The 24,316-nt window shown below is 62.9% G+C and carries 19 protein-coding genes; 5 read left to right on the top strand and 14 right to left on the bottom strand.

What is annotated here, in order from left to right:
- Positions 1-3 precede the first annotated feature (3 nt).
- The 7 genes from tssE to ISX93_RS05740 form a co-directional block, all read right to left on the bottom strand.
- Entirely contained in the window at positions 4-423 is a 420-nt protein-coding gene (gene tssE, locus ISX93_RS05710; RefSeq protein WP_229732077.1) for a type VI secretion system baseplate subunit TssE, read from the bottom strand.
- Positions 424-480: 57 nt separating this feature from the next.
- Complete coding sequence (locus ISX93_RS05715; RefSeq protein ID WP_195777753.1) at positions 481-969, bottom strand: Hcp family type VI secretion system effector; 489 nt, start codon at positions 967-969, stop codon at positions 481-483.
- A 153-nt stretch (positions 970-1,122) separates the two neighbouring features.
- A complete protein-coding gene (locus tag ISX93_RS05720) occupies positions 1,123-1,611 on the bottom strand; it encodes an Hcp family type VI secretion system effector (RefSeq protein WP_195777754.1) in 489 nt (162 codons plus the stop codon).
- 159 nt (positions 1,612-1,770) lie between these two features.
- Complete coding sequence (tssC, locus tag ISX93_RS05725) at positions 1,771-3,255, bottom strand: type VI secretion system contractile sheath large subunit (protein WP_195777755.1); 1,485 nt, start codon at positions 3,253-3,255, stop codon at positions 1,771-1,773.
- Between the two features lie 4 nt (positions 3,256-3,259).
- Positions 3,260-3,757 carry a type VI secretion system contractile sheath small subunit gene (gene tssB / locus ISX93_RS05730; RefSeq protein ID WP_195777756.1) on the bottom strand — a complete coding sequence of 166 codons (498 nt, stop codon included), beginning with the start codon at positions 3,755-3,757 and terminating at the stop codon, positions 3,260-3,262.
- A 100-nt stretch (positions 3,758-3,857) separates the two neighbouring features.
- Positions 3,858-5,408: a type VI secretion system protein TssA gene (tssA, locus tag ISX93_RS05735; RefSeq protein ID WP_195777757.1), complete on the bottom strand. Its 1,551-nt coding sequence runs from the start codon at positions 5,406-5,408 to the stop codon at positions 3,858-3,860.
- 517 nt (positions 5,409-5,925) lie between these two features.
- On the bottom strand, positions 5,926-6,489 hold the full coding sequence (locus ISX93_RS05740; protein WP_195777758.1) for a TetR/AcrR family transcriptional regulator: 564 nt from the start codon (positions 6,487-6,489) through the stop codon (positions 5,926-5,928).
- Between the two features lie 221 nt (positions 6,490-6,710).
- Between ISX93_RS05740 and ISX93_RS05745 the strand changes: the two genes are divergently transcribed.
- The 5 genes from ISX93_RS05745 (at position 6,711) to ISX93_RS05765 (ending at position 14,351) form a co-directional block, all read left to right on the top strand.
- The gene (locus ISX93_RS05745; protein WP_195777759.1) at positions 6,711-8,117 is read left to right on the top strand and encodes a 3-oxoacyl-ACP reductase; all 1,407 of its coding nucleotides are present in this window, start codon (positions 6,711-6,713) and stop codon (positions 8,115-8,117) included.
- A gap of 2 nt (positions 8,118-8,119) precedes the next feature.
- Positions 8,120-8,980: a MaoC family dehydratase gene (locus tag ISX93_RS05750; RefSeq protein ID WP_195777760.1), complete on the top strand. Its 861-nt coding sequence runs from the start codon at positions 8,120-8,122 to the stop codon at positions 8,978-8,980.
- Between the two features lie 33 nt (positions 8,981-9,013).
- Positions 9,014-10,303: an acetyl-CoA C-acetyltransferase gene (locus ISX93_RS05755; protein WP_195777761.1), complete on the top strand. Its 1,290-nt coding sequence runs from the start codon at positions 9,014-9,016 to the stop codon at positions 10,301-10,303.
- Between the two features lie 232 nt (positions 10,304-10,535).
- Positions 10,536-12,359 (top strand): acyl-CoA dehydrogenase C-terminal domain-containing protein, encoded by a 1,824-nt coding sequence (locus ISX93_RS05760; RefSeq protein WP_195777762.1) that lies wholly within the window; start codon positions 10,536-10,538, stop codon positions 12,357-12,359.
- Between the two features lie 75 nt (positions 12,360-12,434).
- Positions 12,435-14,351 carry an outer membrane protein assembly factor BamB family protein gene (locus ISX93_RS05765; protein ID WP_195777763.1) on the top strand — a complete coding sequence of 639 codons (1,917 nt, stop codon included), beginning with the start codon at positions 12,435-12,437 and terminating at the stop codon, positions 14,349-14,351.
- 244 nt (positions 14,352-14,595) lie between these two features.
- Here ISX93_RS05765 and ISX93_RS05770 read toward each other — a convergent pair whose 3' ends face one another.
- The 7 genes from ISX93_RS05770 to ISX93_RS05800 all read right to left on the bottom strand — a co-directional run bounded on the left by ISX93_RS05770 (position 14,596) and on the right by ISX93_RS05800 (position 24,168).
- Positions 14,596-15,453: a GNAT family N-acetyltransferase gene (locus ISX93_RS05770; RefSeq protein ID WP_195777764.1), complete on the bottom strand. Its 858-nt coding sequence runs from the start codon at positions 15,451-15,453 to the stop codon at positions 14,596-14,598.
- Between the two features lie 90 nt (positions 15,454-15,543).
- Positions 15,544-16,620: a GGDEF domain-containing protein gene (locus ISX93_RS05775; RefSeq protein WP_195777765.1), complete on the bottom strand. Its 1,077-nt coding sequence runs from the start codon at positions 16,618-16,620 to the stop codon at positions 15,544-15,546.
- A 138-nt stretch (positions 16,621-16,758) separates the two neighbouring features.
- The gene (locus ISX93_RS05780; RefSeq protein WP_195777766.1) at positions 16,759-17,070 is read right to left on the bottom strand and encodes a DUF2845 domain-containing protein; all 312 of its coding nucleotides are present in this window, start codon (positions 17,068-17,070) and stop codon (positions 16,759-16,761) included.
- 55 nt (positions 17,071-17,125) lie between these two features.
- Positions 17,126-17,416 carry a DUF2845 domain-containing protein gene (locus ISX93_RS05785; protein WP_308705304.1) on the bottom strand — a complete coding sequence of 97 codons (291 nt, stop codon included), beginning with the start codon at positions 17,414-17,416 and terminating at the stop codon, positions 17,126-17,128.
- 10 nt (positions 17,417-17,426) lie between these two features.
- Entirely contained in the window at positions 17,427-20,417 is a 2,991-nt protein-coding gene (locus tag ISX93_RS05790) for a DUF748 domain-containing protein (RefSeq protein ID WP_195777768.1), read from the bottom strand.
- 46 nt (positions 20,418-20,463) lie between these two features.
- The gene (locus tag ISX93_RS05795) at positions 20,464-21,477 is read right to left on the bottom strand and encodes a class I SAM-dependent rRNA methyltransferase (RefSeq protein WP_195777769.1); all 1,014 of its coding nucleotides are present in this window, start codon (positions 21,475-21,477) and stop codon (positions 20,464-20,466) included.
- Positions 21,478-21,525: 48 nt separating this feature from the next.
- The gene (locus tag ISX93_RS05800; protein WP_195777770.1) at positions 21,526-24,168 is read right to left on the bottom strand and encodes a DUF2339 domain-containing protein; all 2,643 of its coding nucleotides are present in this window, start codon (positions 24,166-24,168) and stop codon (positions 21,526-21,528) included.
- Positions 24,169-24,316 lie beyond the last annotated feature (148 nt).

Here is a 24,316-nt window from a genome sequence, read left to right on the forward strand (position 1 = left end):
GGGTTATTGCATCGCCAGGGACACGCGGCCGTCGGAAGAAACCCGGGTCGCCAGGTGGATAGGGATGTCCCGGTCGTCAATGGCCACCAGACCCTCAAGGCTGAAACTCAGCGACAACACTTCCTGAGCGCCTTCGGCGATCTGGATGCGTGGCGATTTCAGCCGCGGCTCGTATCGGGCGATCATGCGGGTCATGTTGTCGATGATTTGCGAAGTCTCGCCGGTAGCAAAGGTACCGGCCAGATTGGTGAAGTCGGGTACACCGAAGTCGGTGTCAATCGGAACGCTGCCCTGACGCGTATTCAGGATGCGCTGCAGATGCTCGATGATCGAATTGGTCAGCACTTCCGCCTGGGTCAGACGCGAGCGACCGACTTCAGCTTGCAAGCCGATGATTCGTTCCAGCAGGCGCTTCTCTTTCAAGGAAAGGACTCACATTCGGAAAAAAAGCGCCGCCCTGCGAGCAGGGCGGCGGTGTTATCAGGCTTTCGGCGCCAACCAGGAATCTTCGGCTTCGATACCGTCGGGCAACCAGGTCCAGACAATCTTCTCGTAGGTCAGACCGAGGTCTTCCATGTGGCCCATTTGCTTGAACTCGGGGTTCAGCACGTTGGGCACCCAGGTCCTTGAAGAAACCAGCACCGCGTTGCTCAGGGTGATGGTGTAGTACTTCTCTTCAGTACCTTTGGGGGAGATCCGGTAGAACTCCAGGGTGACGGTTTTCAGTTGCTCGCCAGAGGTCAGGGCCTGATACAGCTTGGGCGATGACTTGTCGATTTCCTTGGTCAGGGTCATCCCCTGATGGACGCGCTTGCCAGCGGGAAGGCCGGTTTGCGGGTTCTTCGGGATGTCGACCAGGTGATCAACCGCCTGAACCAGGATCATTCCTTCGTGACCGCTGACCGCGCAGGAACCTTCGATTTTCCCTTGATTAACACCTTCAACGCTGAGGTAGCAGGGCATAGGCATGATGTGTATCTCCAGTTGAATTGCTTGAATTGGGTTAGAAGTCTTTCCGCCGGATTCAGGCCTGAACCTGTTTCGTTGCGCGGTGAGGTCATCTTAGGTGGCGGCTCAGGTGCCCACCCTCGGGTGAACACCTGAATCCGTCACTTTTTACGCTTAAGCTTTCGGCGCCAACCAGGAATCTTCGGCTTCGATGCCATCCGGCACCCAGGTCCAGACGATTTTCTCGTAGGTCAGACCAAGGTCTTCCATATGGCCCATTTGCTTGAACTCGGGGTTCAGCACGTTAGGCACCCAGGTCCGCGAAGAAACCAGCACCGCGTTGCTCAGGGTGATGGTGTAGTACTTCTCTTCGGTACCTTTGGGGGAGATCCGGTAGAACTCCAGAGTCACCGTTTTCAGTTGCTCGCCAGAGGTCAGGGCCTGATACAGCTTGGGCGATGACTTGTCGATTTCCTTGGTCAGGGTTATCCCCTGGTGGACACGCTTGCCAGCGGGAAGGCCGGTTTGTGGATTCTTCGGGATGTCGACCAGTGCATCGACCGCCTGAACCAGAATCATTCCTTCGTGACCGGTGACGGCGCAGGAACCTTCGATTTTCCCTTGGTTGACACCTTCAACGCTGAGGTAGCAGGGCATAGGCATGATGTGTATCTCCGTTTGCATAACTTGAGTTTGGTTAAAAGTCTTTCCGCTGGATTCAGGCTTCAGACCTGTTTCGTTGTGCGGTGAGCTCATCTTAGGCCGGTGACCTGGTGTTCACCCTCGGGTGAACACCTGAATCAGCCGTGCTTTATCGATGCATCAACTTTTCTCAAGCTTGCCAACCAGAGACAGGGTGAAGGACGCACCCATGTACTTGAAGTGCGGACGCACTTTCAGGCCTACGCTGTACCAGCCCGGATCGCCTGCCACATCGTTGACGGTGATTTCCGCCTGACGCAACGGACGACGGCTGCGCACGCCGGCGGCCGGGTTATCCATGTCGGCCACATACTGGCGAATCCAGGTGTTGAGTTCGGATTCCAGATCGCCGCGCTCTTTCCAGGTGCCGATGTTCTCGCGCTGGATCACCTTGATGTAATGCGCCAACCGGCTGACCACGAAGATGTAAGGCAGTTGCGTGCCCAGCTTGTAGTTGAGCTCGGCTTCCTTGCCTTCCTTGTCATTGCCGAAGTACTTCGGCTTCTGGCACGAGTTGGCGGAGAAAAAGGCGGCGTTGTCGGTATTCTTGCGCATGGTCAGGGCGATGAAGCCCTGCTCGGCCAGTTCGAATTCGCGACGTTCGGAAATCAGCACTTCGGTCGGAATCTTGGTCTGGGTCTCGCCCATCGCTTCGTAGTTGTAAACCGGCAGATCGCTGACCGTGCCACCGCCCTGCGGGCCGATTACGTTGGCGCACCAGCGGTATTGCGCAAAGCTGTCGGACAAGCGGCTGGCGAAGGCAAATGCAGCATTACCCCAGAGGAAGTCATCGTTGCCGCCGCTGACGTTCTCGTTGTAACGGAAGGTCTTGGCCGGCACGGTGTTTTCGCCGTAGGGGGTGCGCAGCAGGAAGTGCGGCAGAGTCAGGCCGACAAAGCGCGAGTCTTCCGTTTCGCGGAAGGCATTCCACTTGGTGAACTGCGGGCCTTCGAACACGGCTTTCAGGTCTTTCAGGTTGGGCAGCTCGGAAAAGCTGTCGACGCCGAAGAACTGTGGGCCGGCTGAGGCAATGAACGGCGTGTGCGACATGGCGGCTATCGATGCCACCGACTGCAACAGCTTGATGTCCTGTTGTCCCGGATTGAACTCGTAGTTGGCAATGATCGAACCAAAAGGCTGGCCGCCAAACTGCCCGTACTCGGCGGTATACACCGCTTTGTAGAGACCCGAACGGGTGACTTCGGGCGCATCCTCAAAGTCTTCGATCAGTTTTTCCTTGGAGACGTTGAGAATTTCCAGGCGGTTGTTTTCGCGGAAATCCGTGCGGTCGACCAGGAACTTCAATGAGCGCCAGGAGGACTCCAGCTTCTGGAAGCTTTCGTCGTGGATGATCGCGTCGACCTGACGGCAGAGTTTGGCGTCGAGACTGGCGATCATGTCGTCGATCAGGCCGGCGCTGACTTTTTCAGTCTCGCGCGCAGGCTCCAGCAGTTCGGTAACAAAGGCTTCCAGGCCCTGGCGGGTCACCGAGTAGGCTTCGTCGCCGGGTTTGACGCGGGCCGACTCGATCAGCTGGTCGAGCAGTGAAACGCTTTCAGCGGCCGCGGCGGCGCCGGCGACGGCCTGACTTTTTTCTTCACTCATGGAGTTACTCCTCGTCCTTAACGCCCAGTTCGGCCAGCAAGCGCTCGCGGGCCCCCGGGTCATTCATCAGTGCCTGCAGTTGCTTGCGAAACTCCGGCAGGTTGCCCATCGGTCCCTTCAATGCCTTGAGCGAGTCACGCAAGGCGATGAGCTGCTGCAGTTCCGGCACTTGGGCGACGATCGAGTCTGGTTCGAAATCGCGGATTGACTCGAATTTCAGGTTTACCGGGATCTGCTCGTCTTCCGGTGCGTTTTCCGCCAGACGATTGGGTACAGCCAGTTGCAAACTGAGGTTCTGACCCTTGAGCACATCGGTGAAGTTGTCCTTGTCGACCTTGATCGGCTTGACGTCTTCCAGCGGGGTATCGTCCTGGCGCAGGGTGAAGTCGCCAATAACCAGCTGCTTGAGGGGCAGTTCTACCTGCTCCTGGGCATCACCGGTGGCAGGCTTGTAAACGATATTGACGCGTTCTTTTGGGGCAACTGAGCCGTCGTCAGCCATGATGTGTACTCCTGTTTATCAGCGTATCCGCGGGTCGCGGCAATTGGTTTTTGGAAAATATCCGGGGTTTTCTTGCAGCGGTTATACAGTGGTGAATCGGTTATCCAGTGGCCGGTGAGTTCGCCAGGCGCAAGTAGGTTGGCAGGTCCATGGCGGCCAGTTGTTCGGCCCAGAGTGCCCTGGAGCCACCGTCGTCATGCACAACGGCCAGCTCGAGCAGTGGCAGGACCAAGTCCGGCTCCCAGCGCTCCAGCCCTTTTTCGCGGGCCTCGCGGAGCAACACATCCAGGGCAAAGCCCAATTGGGCACGCGGATCAAAGCGGTGCAGCAGTTCTATCTGGGCCCCGCGCAGGCGGAAGCGGTCGCGGGCGCTGTGCGCCTGTTCGGCACTGCCCTGCAGTTGCGCCAGGGCTTCCTTGAGCTTGCCCGCGGCAGCGGACATTCCGGCTTCTTCAATCAGCGTCTGGGTTGCATCACCGGCGCCAGTCACGCTGGCCGGCGGATTCAGGCCGTCCAGCCAGGTGCGGGTGCTGCCGTCGGCGAAGGGCTGCCCATCCGAAAAAGACAATTCGACCAGTGTAGGCAGCCGTTGCAGAAGGTGCCGGGTTTCACTGGCGACGGTTACCGCGGCTGCCGAGCCCGCATTGCCCAGCCGCGTCAGTGCGGCATGACTGGCGCGGTTGAGGTCGAGCCAGAACGGGTAGCTGGCCAGGTTGGCTTCACAAAAGCGCAGGATGTCGACGGGCTCGCCGGCCGTTTGCAGGCGGGCAAAGCTCGTCAGCAGGCTCTCTGCCGGAGGTGGCAGGCGGGTCTGGGTGCCGAGTGCCGGTGGTGCTTGCTCCAGCGTCATCCACGCCAGTTGGCGATTGAGGCGAAACAGCAACGGCAGGGTGGTGCGATGATCGAGGCAGAATCCAATCAGCGGCGTCAGGGTGGAAAACACGCTGGTCACGGTTTTCTCGATGGCGTCATCATTTTCCAGGTTGCCCACGGCAGCGGGCGCAACTGCTGGTGGCGGGGAGTAGTTCGGGGCCGGCACTGCGGCCGCTGCCGGCATGGCCTGGACTTGCGGTGCGACTGTGGGCGCGGGCGCTTCAACCGCTGGCGCGCTGGCCTCGACAGGCAGGTCAGCCAGGCGCCGGCGTAACCGGAAGAAGCTCGGCCCCTCGCTGTCCTGGCTGCTCCAGTAGCTGTCGAGCGCATCCCAGTCTTCCAGCAGGGCGCTGAGCAGATCGCCGGAAACCGCTTGCGGGGGGGTCTTGAGGCGGTCATCCAGCCATTCAAGCAGCCATTCGACCTGATTGCGCCGCGCGCGCAGGCGGGCTGGTGGCGGTGTCAGGTCACTCCAGTAGGTCTCGAGCAAATCACGCAGCACTTTCACGCCATTGGCCAGTCCCGGCACGCCGGAGAGCTCGGTCCAGGCGCAGAGCAGCCAGACAGCCGCATTGAGGTCTTTGCCTTCATCACGCAAAACAGCGGTGCAATGCTGCGCGACTTTGTTCCAGTCGATCGGCGAAGCCGCATGAATGCTGGTCAGCTTGTCCAATTCAGCCTGGGCCGCCAGATAGTTGGAGCCGTCCCGCGGGTTGTTGCCCGCAGGGCTTGCTTCACTGATAGCTACCTTGCCCAGTTCTGTCTCACTGCAACCCATCGAACTATTCCCTGAACGCTTATTATTTTGAACTACGTTGCTCGCTGCCGTTTTCCCGGATTAAAACAGGGCCTGATAGCTGCTGGCGGACAGCGTTTTGCTCTTCGGTCGGTGGCGCGAGGCATGGCCTCACAGCAAGGGAAATCGAACGCTACAAGCATTTGAAGAACCCTGTCAATTTTCGCCAGACGCTGTGGTAAGCCTATGGCAAGGCGGCATGCCTCAACATCAGCAAAACACCTTAGATCTTGTACTTTTGCAGTGGGGGGCTTGGTGGCCTTTTGCCTGGCAGGCTTGAGTCCTGCTCTAATCTGCGCGATTGAGCGTTATCGGCCTGTTTTCGCAGTTGTTTGGCCGGGATCCGCGCCGCCTCGCCGAGATGGTTACCTGTGGAATGGATCTCGTGCCGCTCTCGCGCACCTCGCGGGGCGTTCAGGTGTTCGCTGCAAGCCTGGATGCGGCGATTTATCCGGTGGGTTCAGCGGATAACAAGTTCAGGGAGTACCCTCCCAAGGCGTCAGCCCGAGCCTGCATGTCCGCGCTCCAGCACAAAGCGGCGGATCAGTTGCAGCAAGGCCTCCTCGATCTGCGGATAGGGCAGCTCGGTTTCATCGGCGGAGGCGGAGGCGCGCAGCACGCCGACAAATGACCATGTCAGGACGAAGGCTTCTGCTTTGGACAGGCGCCGGGGCTGGCCATCGTCGCCGGTCACCCCGCTGGAGCTGAGCACCCCGGCAACCAGGCGTGCGGTCTCGTCCATAAACCGGTGGTTGCCTTGTTTCAGCGCATGGTTGATCAGCTCGCGATGCACCTGTGAGCGCCCATCCAGCGCGCCAAAGGTGGTGCGAATGAGGATGCGCGCCTGCTCGTCGGTGGTGCCGGCGGACTGTTCCTGCAGGTTGCTGAGCAGTTTGCCGGTGACGTCGCGCAGCACCTGTTGACCGAGCTTGTCGAGGATCGCCTGCTTGTCGGCGAAGTACTGGTACAGCGTGCCGATGCTGATGCCGGCGGTTTCGGCAATGCGATTGGTGGTCAGCGCATCCAGTCCGTCCTTGTCGATCAGTCGGGTCGCGGCTTCCAATATGAGTTGAACCTTGAAGCGGGCGCGCTCCTGCAGCGGTTTTCTTCTGCTAACAGATTGATTTAAAAAGGTTTCATCCGCCATTTCGAGTGCCATCAAAAGCGAGTATCAAAAGCTGAGTCTAGCTCATATCCTTTCTTCGGCTTTAATCAGTCGGTTGCTGCTGGTGTCAGAAACGCAGCCCCTTCCCGGATACAACTCAAGCGGTGAACAGAGCAGACATGAGCGACTCCTACCTGAATTTTGCCAACTCTTCTTTCGGCGCCAAACTGACCAACCTGATCGGCTTGCCCAAGCCGTTGCTGCTGGCGCGTTACCGTGCCGATCAACCGGTGATCAATGGCAGCGTGCTGCTCGGCGGTTCTGCCGGTTCCGAGTTGCTGCAACCACTGGCCAGGGCCTTTGCGGCAATGGCGGTGCAAAGCGTGGCACACCATGCACTGCCGCAGTGGGTGGCGATTGCCAATCAGCAAGGCCTGATGACCGGACGCTGGGGCGTTGGGGACCAGCCGGGTGCCAAGGTCAAGGCGCTGGTATTTGATGCCAGCGGACTGACTGACAGCAGCCAGTCGGATGCCCTGTATCAATTCTTCCACGACGCGGCTCGCTCGCTGCTGACATGCGGTCGGGTAGTGGTGATCGGTCGGCCGCCAGAGTCGTGCAGCGCGCCGCGCCAGGCTACCGTGCAGCGTGCCCTGGAGGGGCTGACCCGCTCGCTGGGCAAGGAGCTCAAGCGGGCGATCACCAGTAACCTGGTCTATTGCGCCAACGGGGCCGAAGACCAGCTGGAATCTACCATGCGGTTTCTGCTGTCGCCGCGTTCGACCTACGTTTCGGGGCAGGTCATCCGCGTCGGCAAGCCAACCGCAGACGCCGCAGTGATCAACTGGGCGCAACCGCTGGCGGGCAAGAAAGTGCTGGTCACCGGCGCCTCGCGCGGGATCGGTGCGGCGATTGCCGAAGTGATGGCGCGTGAAGGCGCGCAGCTGATCTGTCTGGATGTACCGCAGGCCCAGACAGGGCTGGACGAGATTGCCGCACGTCTGGGCGGGCGTGCGCTGGCCATGGATATTTCCTCCACCGAAGCGCCGGCGCTGCTTACCGCAGCCGCGCTGGCGGATGGTGGCTGGGATGTGCTGGTGCATAACGCCGGGATTACCCGCGACAAGACCATCGCCAACATGAAGGAAGCGCTGTGGCAGTCGGTGGTCAACGTCAACCTGTCGACTCAGGAGCGCATCAACGAGGCGCTGGTCGAGGCCGGGGCGCTCAAGTCCGGTGGGCGGATTGTCTGCGTGTCGTCGATCTCCGGCATCGCCGGCAATCTCGGGCAGACCAACTACGCCTTCTCCAAGGCCGGGGTGATCGGCATGGTGCAAAGCATGGCGCCGGTACTCGCCGAGCGTGGCATCACCATCAACGCGGTAGCACCCGGCTTTATCGAAACGCAGATGACCGCCGCGATTCCCTTCACCATCCGCGAGGCCGGCCGGCGCATGAATTCGATGGGGCAGGGCGGCTTGCCGGTGGATGTGGCAGAAACCATCGCCTGGTTGGCCAGCCCCGCTTCGGCAGGACTCAATGGCAATGTCGTCCGCGTCTGCGGGCAAAGTCTGCTGGGCGCCTGAGGATGAAAACCATCGAGGTGCTGCAGGCGCCGGGCATGGCCGAGATGCTGCGCGGCGTGCTGGCGGGCCGGGCCAAGCGTCCCGGAGTGATCGACGCGCTGCCCGCGGTGACGCTGGTCAGCCCGGCGGTACAGCTGGATGCCGGGCACATTGCCCGTTACACCGCGCTGTGCGGTTTCAGCCCCGCCCAGGGCGTACCGCTGATCTACCCGCAGCTGCTGACCTTTCCCCTGGTGATGACCTATCTGAACTCGCCGGACTGCCCGTGGCCGGCGCTGGGCACCGTGCATCTGGCCAATCGCATTGAGCAGCGGCGCAGCCTGCAGGCCGGCGACCGGGTGCGCGTGGAGATGTCCACTGGCGCCCTGCAGGCCCACGCCAAAGGGCAGGTATTCAACCTCGATCTGCGCATATTGCGCGACGGTGAACTGGTCTGGAGCGCCACGCAAAGCCTGCTCAGACTCGGCGTCACGCCAGCCGCAGGGGCGCCTTTTGCGGCCGGTATCACAGCGGATGCGCCACTGTCCTGTCAGGCGGTGCTGCAGGCGCCGGCCAATATCGGCCGCCGTTATGGCGCTGTTTCCGGTGACCGCAACCCGATCCATCTGAGTGCGCTGTCGGCGCGACTGTTCGGTTTTCGCCGGGCGATTGCCCATGGCATGTGGACCAAGGCGCGTGCGCTGGCCTGCCTGTTGCCAATGCGGCCGTTGGAGCAGGCGCGCGTCGCGGTGGATTTCAAGGCGCCGCTGTTCCTGCCCGCTCAACCGACCTTGTGGACAGCACGTTCAACCGCTTCCGCTCTGTTTGAAGTGCGCGACAGCCAGGGCGTGAAGCCCCATCTGCGCGGCCAGCTGGATTACTGATAACCCCGTTTCCGTCCCTGAGAGGTAACCCCTGTGAGTACTGTTCGTCGCGTCGCCATCCTGGGCGGCAACCGCATTCCCTTCGCCCGTTCCAACACCGTGTATGCCAAGGCCTCCAATCAGGAGATGCTGACCGCCACCCTGCAGGGGCTGATTGATCGTTTCAACCTGCATGGCGAGCGGCTGGGCGATGTCGCTGCCGGTGCGGTGATGAAGCATTCGCGCGATTTCAATCTGGTGCGCGAGTGTGTGCTGTCGACCACCCTGTCGCCACAGACCCCGGCCTTCGACCTGCAGCAGGCCTGTGGTACAGGTCTGGAAGCGGTGATGCTGGTGGCCAACAAGATTGCCCTCGGGCATATCGACAGCGGCATTGCCGGTGGCGTGGACACCACCTCGGATGCGCCGATCGCGCTGAACGAGAAGCTGCGCAAGATCCTCCTCGAGGCCTCCCGCGCCAAGACCACCACCCAGCGCCTGGCCGCATTTGCCGCCTTCCGTCCGTCGATGCTGGTCAGCCCGTCGCTGCCGCGCAACGGCGAGCCGCGCACCGGCTTGTCGATGGGCGAGCATGCCGAGCAGATGGCGCAGCAATGGCATATCAGCCGTGAAGCGCAGGATGAGCTGGCGCTGAAGAGTCACCAGAATCTGGCCCGCGCCTACAACGATGGTTTCTTCACCGACTTGCTGACCCCGTTCAACGGCGTCAGCAAAGACAACAACCTGCGTGCCGATCTGACCATCGAAAAACTGCGCACCCTCAAGCCGGTGTTTGACAAGAAAGTCGCTCCCGGTCAGGGCACGCTGACCGCCGGCAACTCCACGCCGCTGACCGATGGTGCATCGGCCGTGCTGCTGGCCAGTGAAGAGTGGGCCAAGGCGCGCAACATTCCGGTGCTGGCCTACATCACCTTCAGCGAGGTCGCGGCCATCGATTTCTTCAATGAAAAGGAAGGCCTGCTGATGGCGCCGGCCTACGCCGTGCCGCGCATGCTCGAGCGCGCCGGGCTTAAGCTGCAGGACTTCGATTTCTACGAAATCCACGAAGCCTTCGCCGGGCAAGTGTTGTGCACCCTGGATGCCTGGCAGGACAAGACCTTCTGCAAGGAGCGTCTGGGCCTTTCCAAGCCGCTGGGCAAGATCGACCTGAGCAAACTGAATATCAATGGCAGCTCATTGGCCGCCGGTCACCCCTTCGCCGCCACCGGCGGGCGTATCGTCGCCACGCTGGCCAAGATGCTCGCGCAGAAAGGTTCGGGCCGTGGCCTGATCTCGATCTGCGCCGCTGGCGGTCAGGGCGTGGTCGCCATTCTCGAAAGGTAATTGCAAGGGAATGTCTTGGTTATGGGTTGAACAACGATTTCGTAGGTTGGGTTGAGCGTAGCGAAGCCCAACATTTCACCAAGGCCGGCAGCTTGGCCTCCTGTTGGGCTTCGCCGCCAAGCGGCTCAACCCAACCTACGGGTTGTGTCACTCCGTCAAAGCCCTCCCCCCAACCCTCTCCCGCTAGCGGGAGAGGGAGAGATTCATGCAGCACTGGAAAAAGGTAATTGAAATGCACGCGTACAAAGCTCCTCTGCGCGATATGCGCTTTCTGATCAATGAAGTGCTCGACTATCCGGCGCACTACAGTGGCTTGCCCAATGGTGCTGATGCCACTCCTGAGATGGTCGATGCGATTCTCGAAGGTGCTGCGGCGCTTTGCGAGGACGTGCTGGCGCCACTGAATGCCAGCGGGGATGCCGAAGGCTGTCATTTCAAGGATGGCGCGGTCACCACGCCGGCCGGTTTCAAGGACGCTTACCAGCAGTTCGTCGCCGGCGGCTGGCAGGGCGTGTCCTTCCCCGAGGAGTTCGGCGGCCAGGGCCTGCCGATGTCGCTCAATGTGTTCAAGTCGGAAATGATGGGCACGGCCAACTGGTCGTTCACCATGTACCCGGGCCTGAGCGTGGGCTGCATCAATACGCTGATGCAGTACGCCAGCGCCGCGCAGAAGGCCGCCTATCTGCCGCGGCTGGTTTCCGGTGAGTGGACCGGCACCATGTGCCTGACCGAGCCGCAGTGCGGCACCGATCTGGCGCAGGTGAAGACCCGCGCCGAACCGCAGGCCGACGGCAGTTTCCGGCTGACCGGGACGAAGATTTTCATCTCGGCCGGTGAACATGATCTGGCCGAAAACATCATCCACATCGTGCTGGCGCGTCTGCCGGATGCTCCCGCCGGAACACGCGGTATCTCGCTGTTTGTAGTGCCCAAGTTCAATCTGAATGCCGATCACTCGATAGGCCCGCGCAATCCGGTCAACTGTGGTTCCATCGAACACAAGATGGGCATCCGTGCCTCGGCCACCGCCACGCTGAACTTCGACGGTGCCACTGGCTACATGCTCAGCGAGCCGAACAAGGGACTGGAGGCGATGTTCACCTTCATGAACACGGCACGCATCGGCACCGCCATACAGGGCGTGTGCCATGCCGAGCTGTCGTTCCAGGGCGCCATGCCCTATGCGCTGGAGCGCCGTTCGATGCGCGCCCTGTCCGGCAAGAAGGAGCCCGATCAGGTGGCTGATGCGCTGGTCTGGCACCCGGATGTGCGACGCATGCTGCTGACCCAGAAGGCCATTGCCGAAGGCGGCCGGGCGATGATTTACAGCGCGGCGCAGATTGCCGACAAGATGTTCAGTGCGGTGCTGGCCGGTGATCAGAAACAGTACGAAGCCTACGACAGCGAGTTGGGTTTCTTCACGCCGATCCTCAAGGGCTTCATCACCGAAATGGGCCTGGAAGCCGCCAACCTGGGCATGCAGGTGTTTGGCGGGCATGGCTATATTCAGGATCATGGCATGGAGCAGATTGCCCGCGATGCGCGCATCGCTACCCTCTATGAAGGGACTACCGGGATTCAGGCGCTCGATCTGCTCGGGCGCAAAGTGTTGCTCGGCAGCAAGGGCAAATGTGTGCGGGATTTCACCGGCAGCATGTTGAGCCTGGCCAAGCCACATCTGCTCAGTCGCGGTCCGTTGGGCAGGATGGCGCGCAGCCTGGTTTATCGCGCGGGTCAATGGAATCTGCTGACCACGCGCCTGATGTTGCGGGCCATGCGCGACAAAGAGCAGGTGGGGGCGGCCAGCTACGACTTCCTGATGTACTCGGGCTTCTGCATGATGGGACATTTCTGGCTGCTGCAGGCAAGCAAGGCCAGCGAGTTGCTGGCCTCTGGCGGCGGCCAGGAGTCGGCGGAGTTCTATCAGGCGAAAATCGACACCGCCGGGTTCTACTTTGCCCGTCTGTTGCCGCGTGCCGGCGCCCACTATGTGTCGGCCCTGGCCTCTACGGCATCGCTGATGCAAACCGACAAGGCCAACCTGCGCATCGCCTGATGCGCGCCGGCGCCGCAGTCTGCGGCGCCGGCATACACATGAGAACCACTGGCGTCCGCCAGTCGTGAGGTACACATGAACGCCAAACGCATACTGGCCGTGCTTGCGGTCTGTGTGATGCTCTGCCTGCTGCTCGCCTGGCAGTGGCTGGTACGCACGCCACAGCCGCGCACATTTGCCACGCCGGCCGCACCCGGCTGGCAGCCCGTCGGCCAGCGCAAGGCTAACGCACAAGCCAGTGCGGTGCTGCCGCTCCCAGACAGCTTCCACACCATGCACGCCGATAGCGCTAACACCGACGAATTGTGGTCCGTCGTGGCGCCGGCCTTCGAACCGGACTGGTTGGCGGAAACCGGGCTGTACCTGCCCGAAGCGCCAACGTTCGACAACCGTGGGCAGCTGTATTTTTCGCCGACCAATGCCCGTGAAGATGTCTCGCTGGTGGCGCTGGATACCCGCACCGGCAAGCGCCTGTGGAGTGTGCCGGGGCGGGGCGCGGGCAATGGCTCGCCGCTGATCCTGAACAACCCGGACGTGCCCGGAGAGCAGCTGATCTATCACAGCACCTATGAAACCGCGATGGCACTGCGTCACGATGGTTCTCCCGTCTGGCAGGTTTCCACTGGTTTGCAATTGCCTGAACGGCAGCCGGGCAAGCGCTCGCAGACGCATATCTGGGGCATGAACTATCAGCCGCAGGCCGATGCGCTGTTGCTGGTCAGTATGGACGGCTGGGTGGTTGCACTGGACCGGCGCACTGGAAGAGCGTTGCTGTCGAAACCGTTTCAACTACCAGGCGCCCCGGCGCCGGTGCGCGAAGGGCGCATCGCCCGCTGGCTGACCGATAGGGCCAATGCAGAAACCGACGCTACCTTCGGCGCTACCACCGATGGTCTTGGCTTGTTCACATCGGTGCTGGATGTGATCTACGGCAACGGCGTCAACGTGGCCAACACCTATGCGGTGGATCCCAACAGCGGCAGCATCATCGTTGCGGCGACTGCGCCGGACGAGCAGGACGGCGCGGCCGATGGCGTCTCGCAAAACGGCGCGATTTACCGCCTGGAGCTGGCCGGCAATCCGGCCGACGGCTACCAGTTGAAGATTGCAGACCACTTCTACTTCGTCGGCGGTACCGGCTCATCACCCACGGTCAGGGCGGATGGTGCGCTGGTCGTGGTGTCTGACGAGAATGGCAATGTGATCGCGCTGGACAAGCATTTGCATGAGTTGTGGCGGATCAATGTCGGCCAGCAGGTCGCGGCGTCGGTAGCGGTCTCGGTAGAGGGCGGTGAAATGTATGTGGTCACCGCCGAGGATGTGATCAAGCTGCGTGATTTAAACGATCACGCCGAGATCGTCTGGCGCGCCAGGCTGGATGCCTACCCCGGCTTCGACAATGCCAATGCCCTGACCCCGACCATCACCGCCAATGGCATCCTGATCAGCGTCGGAGCAGGCCGCCTGTTGCAGAACAAACCCTTGCTGTCGAAATTCGGCATGGGCTTGCTGGATCGTGAAACCGGCGAGTTGCGCTGGTTTGCCGAAGGCCGCGAGGAGTCGATTGCCGCCAGCACGGCCGGCCCGGATGGGGCGATCTATGTGGCTCACTCGCCGATCCGTCGGGCCATTGTCCGCGGGCTGTTCGGTGACCGGGTACCGGCGCTGGTCGGCGGTATTCAGCGCCACAAACCGATCCAGCTGAACCTTATGGCGCGTGATGCCGTGTGTGCCGCTGGCGGTTACGCCCGGCGTATGGGCAAAACCACTGCCGCCGCATCTGCGTCGCTTCGCGATGACTGGGCGCAGATCAACCTGCTGCTGCGGCAAACTGCACAAGCGCTGGCGCAAGCCGAGCAGCGCAAGGAGCTCACGCTGCAGCGGACAACCGAGTGGGCGCAGGCCCTGCAGCAGGTGCAGGCAGATCTGGCCGCACAGCGCATCGATCTTGCGGCGGAGCAACTGGGCGGGTTGTGTGCTTCGGCTGAATGACGCAAGCCTGCTGGCGGTCGGCCGGAGCAGCCTGCAGCTGCCAATCTCCCAATGAACATCACCCACTGCCAGTAGCACACGAATCAGCTGGCCACTTGGTGGTGCATATCCAGCCTGCGCGCTTATGGGGCGTTATGTCCGCGCCCGCGCTGTGTTTATGCCTTCATGTAGCAAGACCCAAGGCCGATGCGCATCCAGGCGTGCCGGCAGGACAGGCGGGCAGTTCACTGCGCCTGGCGCGCATTCAGCCCAGTTCGAAGCTGGTGATGCCAAAAACCTTGTCCAGGGGCAGCGCCGGAAAGGTGCCGGTGTACATCCGCGCGGTTTCGAAGCAGGGCTGCATGCCGTTGCGCAGGGCCAGCTCGATGGCCCGGGAATTGGGTTCGGGGGTGTCCAGGTAAATCGCGCAGCCCGCTGGAACCCTGGCGGCCAGCGCGTCAAACAGTTCGCTGGCCAGCTCCGGGCTTTGCGCATTCAGCGGGCCGATCTTGTAGCCGCTGTGACAAGCGCGAATCACGCCGTAGCCGACCAGCCGGGCGTTGTCGACGATGCCCAGGGCATGCGCGTTGGGCTGGCTGATCCAGCGCTCGAGAAAGCGCTGCCGCTGTTCCGGAAAGAACTGTCGGTCGTAGCGGTGCAGCTCGTCCAGGGCGAGTGACGCCAGGCTGACCGCAGGTGTCGGGGTGGCCACCGCCGGCTTGGCCAGCCCGGCAAAGCGGATGTTTCGGTGCGCCAGGCGGAAGCCGGATTTCCGGTAGTTGTCCTGCTGGGCCAGCACACCGTCCAGCCCGACATTCCTGCCCCGCAGGTATGCCAGGGCCTTGTCCCACAGCTGCAGGCCATAGCCCTGTCCGCGGTAGGACGGTTGCGCGATGTACAAGCCGATGAAGCCGAAGGCGGCGCCATATTTCACCGCCGAGATGGTCGCGACCGGCTGAGTGCCGAGCTTGCCGATCAGGAAGCCGGCGGGGTCGGCCGCATAAAAGGCCGCAGCGTCATCCAGCCCCGGGTTCCAGCCCTCGGCCTGGGCCCAGTCCATGGCGATCTGCAGTTCGTCACGCGACATCACGGACATCTGGTAGGCGGCTTGCTGGGCAGTCATAAATCACCATGCGCTAAGGTTGTGCCGGGGCGGGACCTGGCTGCAAAGCAGGCGTTTGCCGGCGCGCTGTCCGGTTCGGCAGGGCCGCGCCTAGGCCGGCGGCAGGGCCGCTTCCCGGGACACGATCTGGTTGCGCCCGGCGTCCTTGCCGCGGTACAGGCGGCGGTCAACGCAGCGATACAGGTCGTCCACCGTGCGCCCGTCTAGCGGCCATTCGGCCACACCAAAGGTGGCGGAAAGCTCGATCAGCTGGTTGCCATATCTCAACGGGTTGTTGCTGATCTGGCTGCGCAGCTGCTCGACCAGCGGTTCGGCCCCGGCGCGATCGGTATTGCGCAGCAGCAGGCCGAACTCTTCGCCGCCCAGGCGCCCCAGCGTGTCGCTGATCCGCAGGCGTTGACTGAGACCCTGGCAGATATGGCACAGGGCCTTGTCGCCGGCGTCATGCCCCCAGCGGTCGTTGACCTTCTTGAAGTGATCGACGTCCAGAATCACCAGTACCAGCGGGTTATGGCTGCGTTCGGCCTCGAGGATGCTCTGCGCCAGGGCCTGTTCGAAGCTGCTGCGGCTGGCCACCCCGGTGAGCGCGTCGGTCTGCGCAATGCGCTGCAATTCGCGATGCGCTGCGGCGCGCCGACCCTCGTAGACATGCATGAAAAGGATGATCAGCAGGCCGCAGAGCGCGGCGTTGACCAGGTCGATCAACCCGGCGGCATCCAGCGCACCTTCGTATTTGTACAGAAAGAACACAATGGCCATGAGGGCAAAGGGAATGCTGAGCAGCCCGCCGCGTACCCGCCCGAGCAGTGGATAGGCCAGCACCGGCATGATGTAGGTCCAGGCAAAGGCGGTCTTCGAGGCACCCGGCATGACAATGATGTACAGCAGGAAGCTGAACATGCAGAGCAGGAACAGGTTGACCAGCAGCAATGGATTGCGCACTTCGGCAATTTTCCAGGCCCCCGTCAGCAGCAGCAGGCTGGCGAGCAGCTCGAAAGACGCGAACAGCAAGTTGCCAGCCAGCAGCTGCAGCACGCAGAACACCAGCAGATTGATCCCCGTGCCGACAAATACCATGCGCACCAGCGCCATCCAGCTTTGATCCTGCAGGCCGGTACTGTAGGAGCTGGAGTTGTGCCCGGGGCTGGCGGAAGGGATGCGTGTCATCAGCGTGTCCAGAGAGCAATGCCTGACAGAAGCAGTTTGGAGCATCGTGCGCGTGGCTTTCAACACTATGCCGTAATGGGGGCGAATGCTAGATGAGTGCTCTTCACCTCACCAGGCTGTTTGGCCGGGCGAAAAGCCTCACTGCACGCGCTTGCTCTCGACCCTGACCAGGCGGCCGCCTTCGAAGCGCAGGAACTGGTACATGCCGTTGCGCGGGCCGTAGCTCCACTCTTCGACCTGCAGTTCATAGCGTTCGCCATAGTGGCCGGTCTTGATGATGCTGCCCAGGCGGTCGCGGCTGATCGGCTTGCCGCACAGCTGGTGCACTTCCTCGGTGGTGCTGCCGGTGCTGACCAGCCCGCTGCCGCAGCGCAGGGTGGTGGACGAGGCCAGTGCCGCGGGTGTGCCCAGCAGCAGGAGGAGCATCAGGGAGGCGGGGGCGTGGCGCATGGAAACTCTCTGGATTCAGGCATGCCCGGCAGGGCGAAAGTGCTTTCTGCGCAGCTCAGGGGCCGCGGCGGAATTCGATATTGGTCAGCTTGCCGCCGACGAAGGTAAGGATGTAGTAGGCACGGTTGGGCGGGCCATACACCCATTCCTCGATCTGCATTTCGCGGTTGCCGTAATCGTCCGTGGTGTAGCCCACCAGTTGCTTGAGTTCGGGCGGGCCGCAGCGTTGCTGCACCTCGAAGGCACGGTCACCGGTGCTGACCAGCGCGCGGCCGCAGCGCCAGGTGTTGTCCGCGCCGGCCAGGGCAGGCAGGAGGCCGAGCAGGCCGAGGAATACTTTTCGCACGCGCAAAGCCTTATTCACTGTCGAGTTGCAACAGGGTGGGGACCTGTTGTTCGCCGGCATTGCCCGGCGCCGTGCGGACATCCAGCAGGTAGATCCGTTCATCGGCGAGCCCGCCCTGCTGCACCAGGTACTGCTTGACGCTGGCCCCACGCTCCTGCGCCAGCTTGCGCAGCAACAGATCGCTGCTGCCCCAGGAAGCCAGCACGGCGTCGCGCAGCTTGTCGGCGCGAACCTCGCTGTCCAGTTCGGCCCATTCTGCGGGTGGCTGCTGCTTCAGGCGCGCGCGGTAGATGCCTTCGAGCAGTACCGGCTTTTCGTCCTCGGGGACTTCGATGTCGGCGGCGCTGGCGGGTACCTCTTCGCCGGCCCGTTGCTCCATCTTGTACCAGGTGTTCTGGTATTCGCTGTGCAAGCGCTGCACGGCCAGCAGCGGGCCATCACTGCTGGCGGCGCTGCTGCCCTCGATCTCGAGGCGCAGTGCCGGCCGCTCCTTGAGTGCGGCGGCGAGGGTATCGAGGGTGGCCTGGGCACCCTTGTCCAGTTCGCTGCTGCCGGCGTTGAACGGCACCTGGCTGAGGTCGACATCGGCGCCGCCAGCGGCGAGTCCGGCGATGAAATTGAACGGCGCCTGCACGGCGCGCACAATCAGGTTGCGCAGGGTTTGCCAGAGGATCGGCACCACGCTGAATTGCGGATCGTTAAGGTTGCCGGAAATCGGCAGGTCGATGTCGATCTTGCCTTCGGGGTCCTTGAGCAGGGCAATCGCCAGGCGGATCGGCAGGTCCACGGCATCCGGGCTGTCGACCTGTTCGCCGAGCTGCAGCTGCTCCAGTACCAGCTTGTTCTCGGCATTCAGCTGACCGTTCTCGATGCGGTAATGCAGGTTGAGGTTGAGCCGGCCTTTCTTGATCCGGTAGCCGGCGAACTTGCCGGAGTAAGGGGTGATGGTGGTCAGCTCGACCCGCTTGAAGTCGACGGCGATATCCAGTTTGGCCAGCGGGTCGAAGGGGTTGAGGCTGCCCAGGATGCTCACCGGCGCATAGCGGTCGACCTTGCCCTTGATGTCGATCTTGGCCGGCTTCTGCCGCACACTGTCGATGCTGCCGATGCTGCCATTGATTTGCTGGATGGCGGTGGCGAAATCCGGCGTCAGGCTGAAATCGGCAAAGTTGGCCGAGCCGTCCTGTAGCGCAATGCCGCCGAGGTGGATCGCCAGCGGCGGGTTACTGCTCTTGGCTGGCGCAGCTGCCGGAGGGGTGTCGGCGGTTGCGGGCGGTTGCGGGATCAGCAGGTCGTTGACGTTGGTGGTGCGGTCTTCATTGATGATGAAGCGCGCATAGGGTTGGTTCAGGTGAATGCGCTTGATGCTCAGCTGCTGGCCATGCCGGTAGTCGAGGCCGTCCAGCTGCAGTTTTTCCCAGCGCACGAAGTCGCGCTGCTTGACCGTGTCGAGGGTGTGCAGCTGGTTGACCTGCAGGTTGCCGCTGACCTGCAGCTGCAGCGGATCGACGCTGGGCAGATCGACCTGCAGCTGGCTGTCGAGCAGGCCGCTGCGCAGTTCCAGGCGCATGAACGGTGAGATATAGGCCTGCGCCAGGCGCAGGTCGATATTCTCGCTGCTGACCTGCAGCCTGGCGCTGGGCGGGTTGAGCTGGACCGGGCCGGCGGCGCTGATCCGGCCCTGTTTGCCCAGCCCGCTATCCAGGCGAAGACTGAAGGGGGCTTGCGCCAGGCTGTCGAAATTCTCCACATCGAGGTTCAGCGGGCCGAGCTCCAGGGCAACCGGGGTGGCTGGCTGACGATCCGCCAGGTGCACCTGGTAGTCGCGCAGCTGGCCATCCTTGAGGATGATCTGCCAGGGCCTGGCTGGCTCGGTCGTCGCGCCCGGCGTGGCGCTGGCCGGCGGAGGCACCGGGGTGGTCGCGGCTGTGGCCGGGGCTATATCAATGGCGACTGGCGCGACAGGTGTTGCCGGAGTGGCGGCTGTGGGCGCTGTCGCCGGGGTGGCGAACAGCTTCTGCCAGTCGAGCTGGCCGTCCTGCTCGCGCGCCGCCCAGGTTTCCAGCTGCTGGCTGCGCAAGCGGCCGATGACGACTTGCCGGGCTGCCAGGTCCACCGAACTGTCACTGATCTGCAGGCTGGCCAGGCGCAGCAGCGGGCGCCGGTCCGGGGTCTGGACGGCGAACGGGGCCAGGCGGACATCCAGCTGGTCGAGGAACAGCTGGGTACCGCTGCTCAGGTCCAGGCGGTAGTCGGTGACCACTTGCACGACGCCACTTTCGAGTTCCAGCGGCACACTGTCGCGGACGTAGGGCCAGATGCCCTTGAGCTGGCCGTCCTGCAATTCCAGATGGCCGCTGGAACGCAGGGGAAGCAGGCTCACCTGGCCCTGCCAGTCGATCTGCCCGCCATGCGGCCCGCGCGCGACCAGTTGCAGCTCGGCATTGTCTTCGGGCAGGGTGCTGAGGTTTTTCAGGTTCAGGTTCAGCGAGTTGTAGACAAACTCGATGGGCGTACTCGGGCGCAGATCCTTGAAATGCAGGCCGCCCTCGACCAGTGCGATGCGCTCGATGCGCAGCGGGAAGAGCTCGCTGTCTGCTTCTGCGGCGGGTGCCGGTGCTGGCGGCAATTTGAACAGCTGGGCCAGGTTGGACTGGCCACTCTTGCCGAACAGCAGCTCGACCTGTGGCTGCTCCAGCTGGATCACCCGCAGGTGCAGGGCTCTGTTCCACAGGCTGTCCAGTTGCAGGTCGACCAGCAGACGGGCAAAACCGACCTGCGGCGCATCTGCCGCGCCGATGTGCAGGCCCCACAGGTTCAGTTCGAGGCTGAACGGATTGAACTCGATGCGTTCCAGGCGGGCCGGGACGGTGGCGTAGAGCGCCAGTTGCTGGTTGGCTACCCGCTGGGCAACCCCGGGGATGATCAGAAAGCCGAGCAGGCTGTACAGCCCGAGTCCGAGCAACAGGGCGCAGAGGGTACGCTGGAAGGCTTTTTTCATCGTGCAGGATCATCCTGGCTGCGGCGGATGGCCTGAGTATGGCACGTCAAAGTTGCAGTATCAGTGTCTTCAGTGGGGGACGATGGTCGAAGGACGGGAAGTCCTCGGCGGGTGTCAGCGTCTGGCAGTCATGTACCGTCCGCCCGAGTTTTCCGGCGCAGCGCAGCACCTGTTCGCGCCAGTCTTCCATGCTGACTTTTGCCAGGTTGTTGCAGCACACCAGCACGCCATTCTCGGCAGTGACTTGCAGCGCCGGCTTGAGCAGGCTCTGGTAGTCGCGCAGCAAATCGACGGTGCCGAAGGCGCTTTTCGCCCAGGCGGGCGGGTCGAGGAAGACCAGGTCGAATGGCTGCGCAGCCAGCCGTGGGTAGCTGGGCAGCTTCTGCCCGCGGCGCTGGGCGATCGGCAAACCGGCCAGCTGGCGGATCGCCGGGAAGTAGTCCGACTGGATGAATTGCATCGGCGGCAGTTGCGGGTTGAGTTGGGCGTTTTCCTTGCCGACGGCCAGGTTGCCTTCGGCGAAATCCACATTGCACACCGTCGTGGCGCCACCGGCAGCTGCTGCCAGCCCGACGCCGCAGGTGTAGGCAAACAGGTTGAGTACCGACTTGCCCTGACTGTTGGCCTTGACCCAGCCACGGGCGTTGCGCAGGTCGAGAAACAGCAGCGGATCCTGCCCCGGATGACGGCCGCGCACGCGGTAATTCAGTCCCCACTCGTGGCCGACCAGGTCCGCCAGTGCGGCGGGTTCGGCCTGATACACCGGGTCGCTGCGATCAATCCGCGAATGCCCGCCGGAGCGGTCGTTGTACACCAGCAGCAGGGTTTGCCCGAGGGTCTGGTTGCAGGTGTCCGCCAGTTCGAGCAATGCCTCGCGTTCAAGCGGCTGATGGAAACTCTGTACCAGGAGTTGCGCACCGTAGCGGTCGATGGTCATCCCCGGGATGCCTTCCTGAGTGCCGTGGAACAGCCGGTAGCAATCGGTGCCTTGCTCCTGCAGTTGGCTGAGCAGGGCGCTGCGGCGGGTGAGGGCGTCGCGCAGCGACTCAATCAGAGACATGGCAGAAAGCTCACAATCAGGGGGCTGCAGGATAACAGCCCGCCTGACTCATTGCTCAGCGGCTTCCCGCTCGGCAGTGGCCGGCGGCAGCGGCGCGATATAGCCGATGATCAGCAGCAGCAGGCCGACGCCGATGAACGAGACGATCCGTTCCAGCGTGCCGCTGTTACCCAGATCAACCAGGAACAGCTTGAGTACGGTCAGCCCGAGCAACACCGCGCCACCGATCCACAGCGGTCGTGAAGTGAAGCGGCGCGACAGTGCCATGCTCGATACACCACCCAGCGTCCACAGGATTGCCAGCGCGGTTTGCACCTTGTCACTGGCAAACAGCTGTGATGCATCCCAGGGCAGGTTCAGGTTGATCGCCAGCGTGCGCAGGGCAATCGCATTGAGCAGCAGGAAGGCCGCGCCGGCCGCGAGCAGATCGGCGCGGGTATGCAGGCGCTGGCGGGCCCAGTTCCAGAACACCAGCAGGGCAGTCAGTTGCGGCAGGTCCAGTGGGTTGAACAGCAGGTGCCAGGCAAACGGGCTGGCGCCCGGAGCCGGGAACAGCATGGCCAGCCAGAGCAGGCCGCCAAGGCCGCAGAGCAGCGCAGGCGTCCATTCGTGATAGGCGTTTTCGATGTTTTCGGCCAGTTGCAGGCGCGGCAGCAGCCGCACCAGTGCCGCCGCCAGCAGCAGTTGTGCTGCCAGATTCCAGTTCAGTTCGGCCGTCCAGTCGCCGATCCAGTAGTCCACTTGCACCGCCAGCACGGCCAGCCCCAGCCACAGGTTGAGTGCATGGCGCAGCGCCAGGTGATTGTCAGCGTCACGGCCAATGCGCAGCAGCAGACTGTTGCCAGCTATTGCCAGCAGCCATGCCAGCCAGCCCCAGCCTTCCAGTGGCGCGCCCTGAGTGGCGTTAACCGCCAGGCAGAAAGCCAATAGCAGGGGCAGGGCGAAACGGGCGAAAGCCAGTTTGCGCCAGTTCAGACGTGCTTCCAGCGCTGCCCAGGTAATGCCGGAGAGGGCCAGTGTGGTGACGACCGCCCACACCAGCGGGCGCTCCTCGAACAACCGCTCCACTTGCCACAGCCAGGCGCCGTACCAGAACAGCGCGGCCCAGCCCAGTAGCGGGCCTTCCAGCGCGCGCCAGCGCATGGGTGTCAGGCGCAAGCGCGCGGCGCTGAACAGGGCGCACAGCGCGAGAACCAGTGCGCTCCAGAATCGCGGATCGGACCAGTTGGCCGGGTGCGACGGGGTGTCGAACAGCAGCGACAAACCGGCGCCAAATTGCAGCAATAGAGCGATCAGCACGCTCCAGTGACGTTGCTGGCGCAACCCGAAGTGCAGCACCAGTGCGCCTTCTGCAGCCCAGCACACGGCGGTCCAGTCACCCGACAGCGCCAGCGGAATGGCCAGCGAACCGAGCACCAGCGCGGTGCCAGCCAGAGCATCCTTGAGCAGCAGCGGGGCGCGCTGGCGCAGCAGCCACCAGAGTACGGCATACACCCCGGCGGCAATTGCCGAGCTGATGGCCAGTCCGTATTCCCAGGGCGCCACCAGTGGTTGCTGCAGGCCGATAAACGCCAACGGGGTGCCAAACAGGATGGTGCTGTCGATGGCTGGCTGGCGGCCTTCCTGGTGCAGGGCAAAGCGCACGCCGATCATCAGGTACAGCGCACAGAACAACAGCAGGAACGGCTCGACACTGTGGAACAGCCCGGCATGGTAGCGGGTCACGCCCCAGATCACGCCGACCACAAAGGTAAAGGTGAAACCGAGCAGGTTCAGCTCGCGCCAGTTGCGGTGCCAGGCGATCAACGCCAACCCAACGTTGAGCAGGGCGTAGTAGCTGAACAGCTGGATATGGTTGCCCTCGCCGGTGGAGGCCAGTACCGGGGCGAGGAAGCCACCGGCCAGGCCGAAGCTGGCCAGCACGCGGGCATCCTGGCGCAGGGCGAGGAACGCCGAGAGTGCCGCCAGAGCAGCCAGCAGGATGAACGTTGGCGTCGGCTCAAGCAGATGAAACAGGCGCAACGCGGCAAAGGTGGTCATGTACAGGATGCCCAGTCCGCCGCCCTGCAGCAGCAGGCCATACAGGCGCTTGCGCGGCACGAACCACAGGCCCAGGCCGAGCAGTCCGGCAGCGGCCGCGGCGACGCCGTTCAGCCGCCAGACCAGCGATACGCTGATGTGCTCGCTGGCGTAGCGCAGCAGGAAGGCCACGCCGAAAAACAGCAGCAACAGGCCGATCTTGACCGCCGGATTGCCTTCGGTGAAGAAGCGGCTGACGGCCTGGATCAGGCGCGTGCTCCAGTCCGGCGCAGCTTCTGTGCGAGGGGCTGCCGGTAGCGGCGGGATCCATTGCGTTGCGGCTTTGGGCGGAACGGAAGCGCTCGCTGCGGCGGTGTTCAGCACCTCGTCGGGCAGGGTCCAGTCCAGTTCGGTGTCTGGCCCGGCAGGCGGAAGGCTGCCTGCTGCCTGTGTGACTGGCTGTGACACAGGCGCTGCCGGCACCGCCTTTGGCCTGGTTGCAGGCCGCGTGTTGCTGATCAGCAGGTCAAGGCGTTGCAGTTCTGCCGCCTGCCGGCGGGTTTCGGCAAACAGCCAGCCGAGCGCAGCACCAATCCCCAGCCCCAGGGCTTCTTCGCTGATGGCCAGGCCAACGACGGCGCCGAGCAGGGCAAGCAGCAGACGGCTATCCATGGGAAATCCTTTTATTTACGGGTCTTGCTGGTGGGCCCCACGTGCCTGCGTTCCCAGGCGGAGCGTGGGAACGATCAAAGTTTGTGTAGGAGCCAGCTTGCTGGCGATGCTCTTCGAACACCGAATCGCCAGCAAGCTGGCTCCTACA

The organism is Pseudomonas sp. N040 (assembly GCF_015637705.1).
Taxonomy (GTDB): domain Bacteria; phylum Pseudomonadota; class Gammaproteobacteria; order Pseudomonadales; family Pseudomonadaceae; genus Aquipseudomonas.

Coding starts and splice junctions, on each gene's coding strand:
- ISX93_RS05715 (WP_195777753.1), bottom strand. CDS start 969: ATGCCTATGCCCTGCTACCTCAGCGTTGAAGGTGTTAATCAAGGGAAA.
- ISX93_RS05720 (WP_195777754.1), bottom strand. CDS start 1,611: ATGCCTATGCCCTGCTACCTCAGCGTTGAAGGTGTCAACCAAGGGAAA.
- tssC (WP_195777755.1), bottom strand. CDS start 3,255: ATGAGTGAAGAAAAAAGTCAGGCCGTCGCCGGCGCCGCCGCGGCCGCT.
- tssB (WP_195777756.1), bottom strand. CDS start 3,757: ATGGCTGACGACGGCTCAGTTGCCCCAAAAGAACGCGTCAATATCGTT.
- tssA (WP_195777757.1), bottom strand. CDS start 5,408: ATGGGTTGCAGTGAGACAGAACTGGGCAAGGTAGCTATCAGTGAAGCA.
- ISX93_RS05745 (WP_195777759.1), top strand. CDS start 6,711: ATGAGCGACTCCTACCTGAATTTTGCCAACTCTTCTTTCGGCGCCAAA.
- ISX93_RS05750 (WP_195777760.1), top strand. CDS start 8,120: ATGAAAACCATCGAGGTGCTGCAGGCGCCGGGCATGGCCGAGATGCTG.
- ISX93_RS05760 (WP_195777762.1), top strand. CDS start 10,536: ATGCACGCGTACAAAGCTCCTCTGCGCGATATGCGCTTTCTGATCAAT.
- ISX93_RS05765 (WP_195777763.1), top strand. CDS start 12,435: ATGAACGCCAAACGCATACTGGCCGTGCTTGCGGTCTGTGTGATGCTC.
- ISX93_RS05770 (WP_195777764.1), bottom strand. CDS start 15,453: ATGACTGCCCAGCAAGCCGCCTACCAGATGTCCGTGATGTCGCGTGAC.
- ISX93_RS05775 (WP_195777765.1), bottom strand. CDS start 16,620: ATGACACGCATCCCTTCCGCCAGCCCCGGGCACAACTCCAGCTCCTAC.
- ISX93_RS05780 (WP_195777766.1), bottom strand. CDS start 17,070: ATGCGCCACGCCCCCGCCTCCCTGATGCTCCTCCTGCTGCTGGGCACA.
- ISX93_RS05790 (WP_195777768.1), bottom strand. CDS start 20,417: ATGAAAAAAGCCTTCCAGCGTACCCTCTGCGCCCTGTTGCTCGGACTC.
- ISX93_RS05795 (WP_195777769.1), bottom strand. CDS start 21,477: ATGTCTCTGATTGAGTCGCTGCGCGACGCCCTCACCCGCCGCAGCGCC.
- ISX93_RS05800 (WP_195777770.1), bottom strand. CDS start 24,168: ATGGATAGCCGTCTGCTGCTTGCCCTGCTCGGCGCCGTCGTTGGCCTG.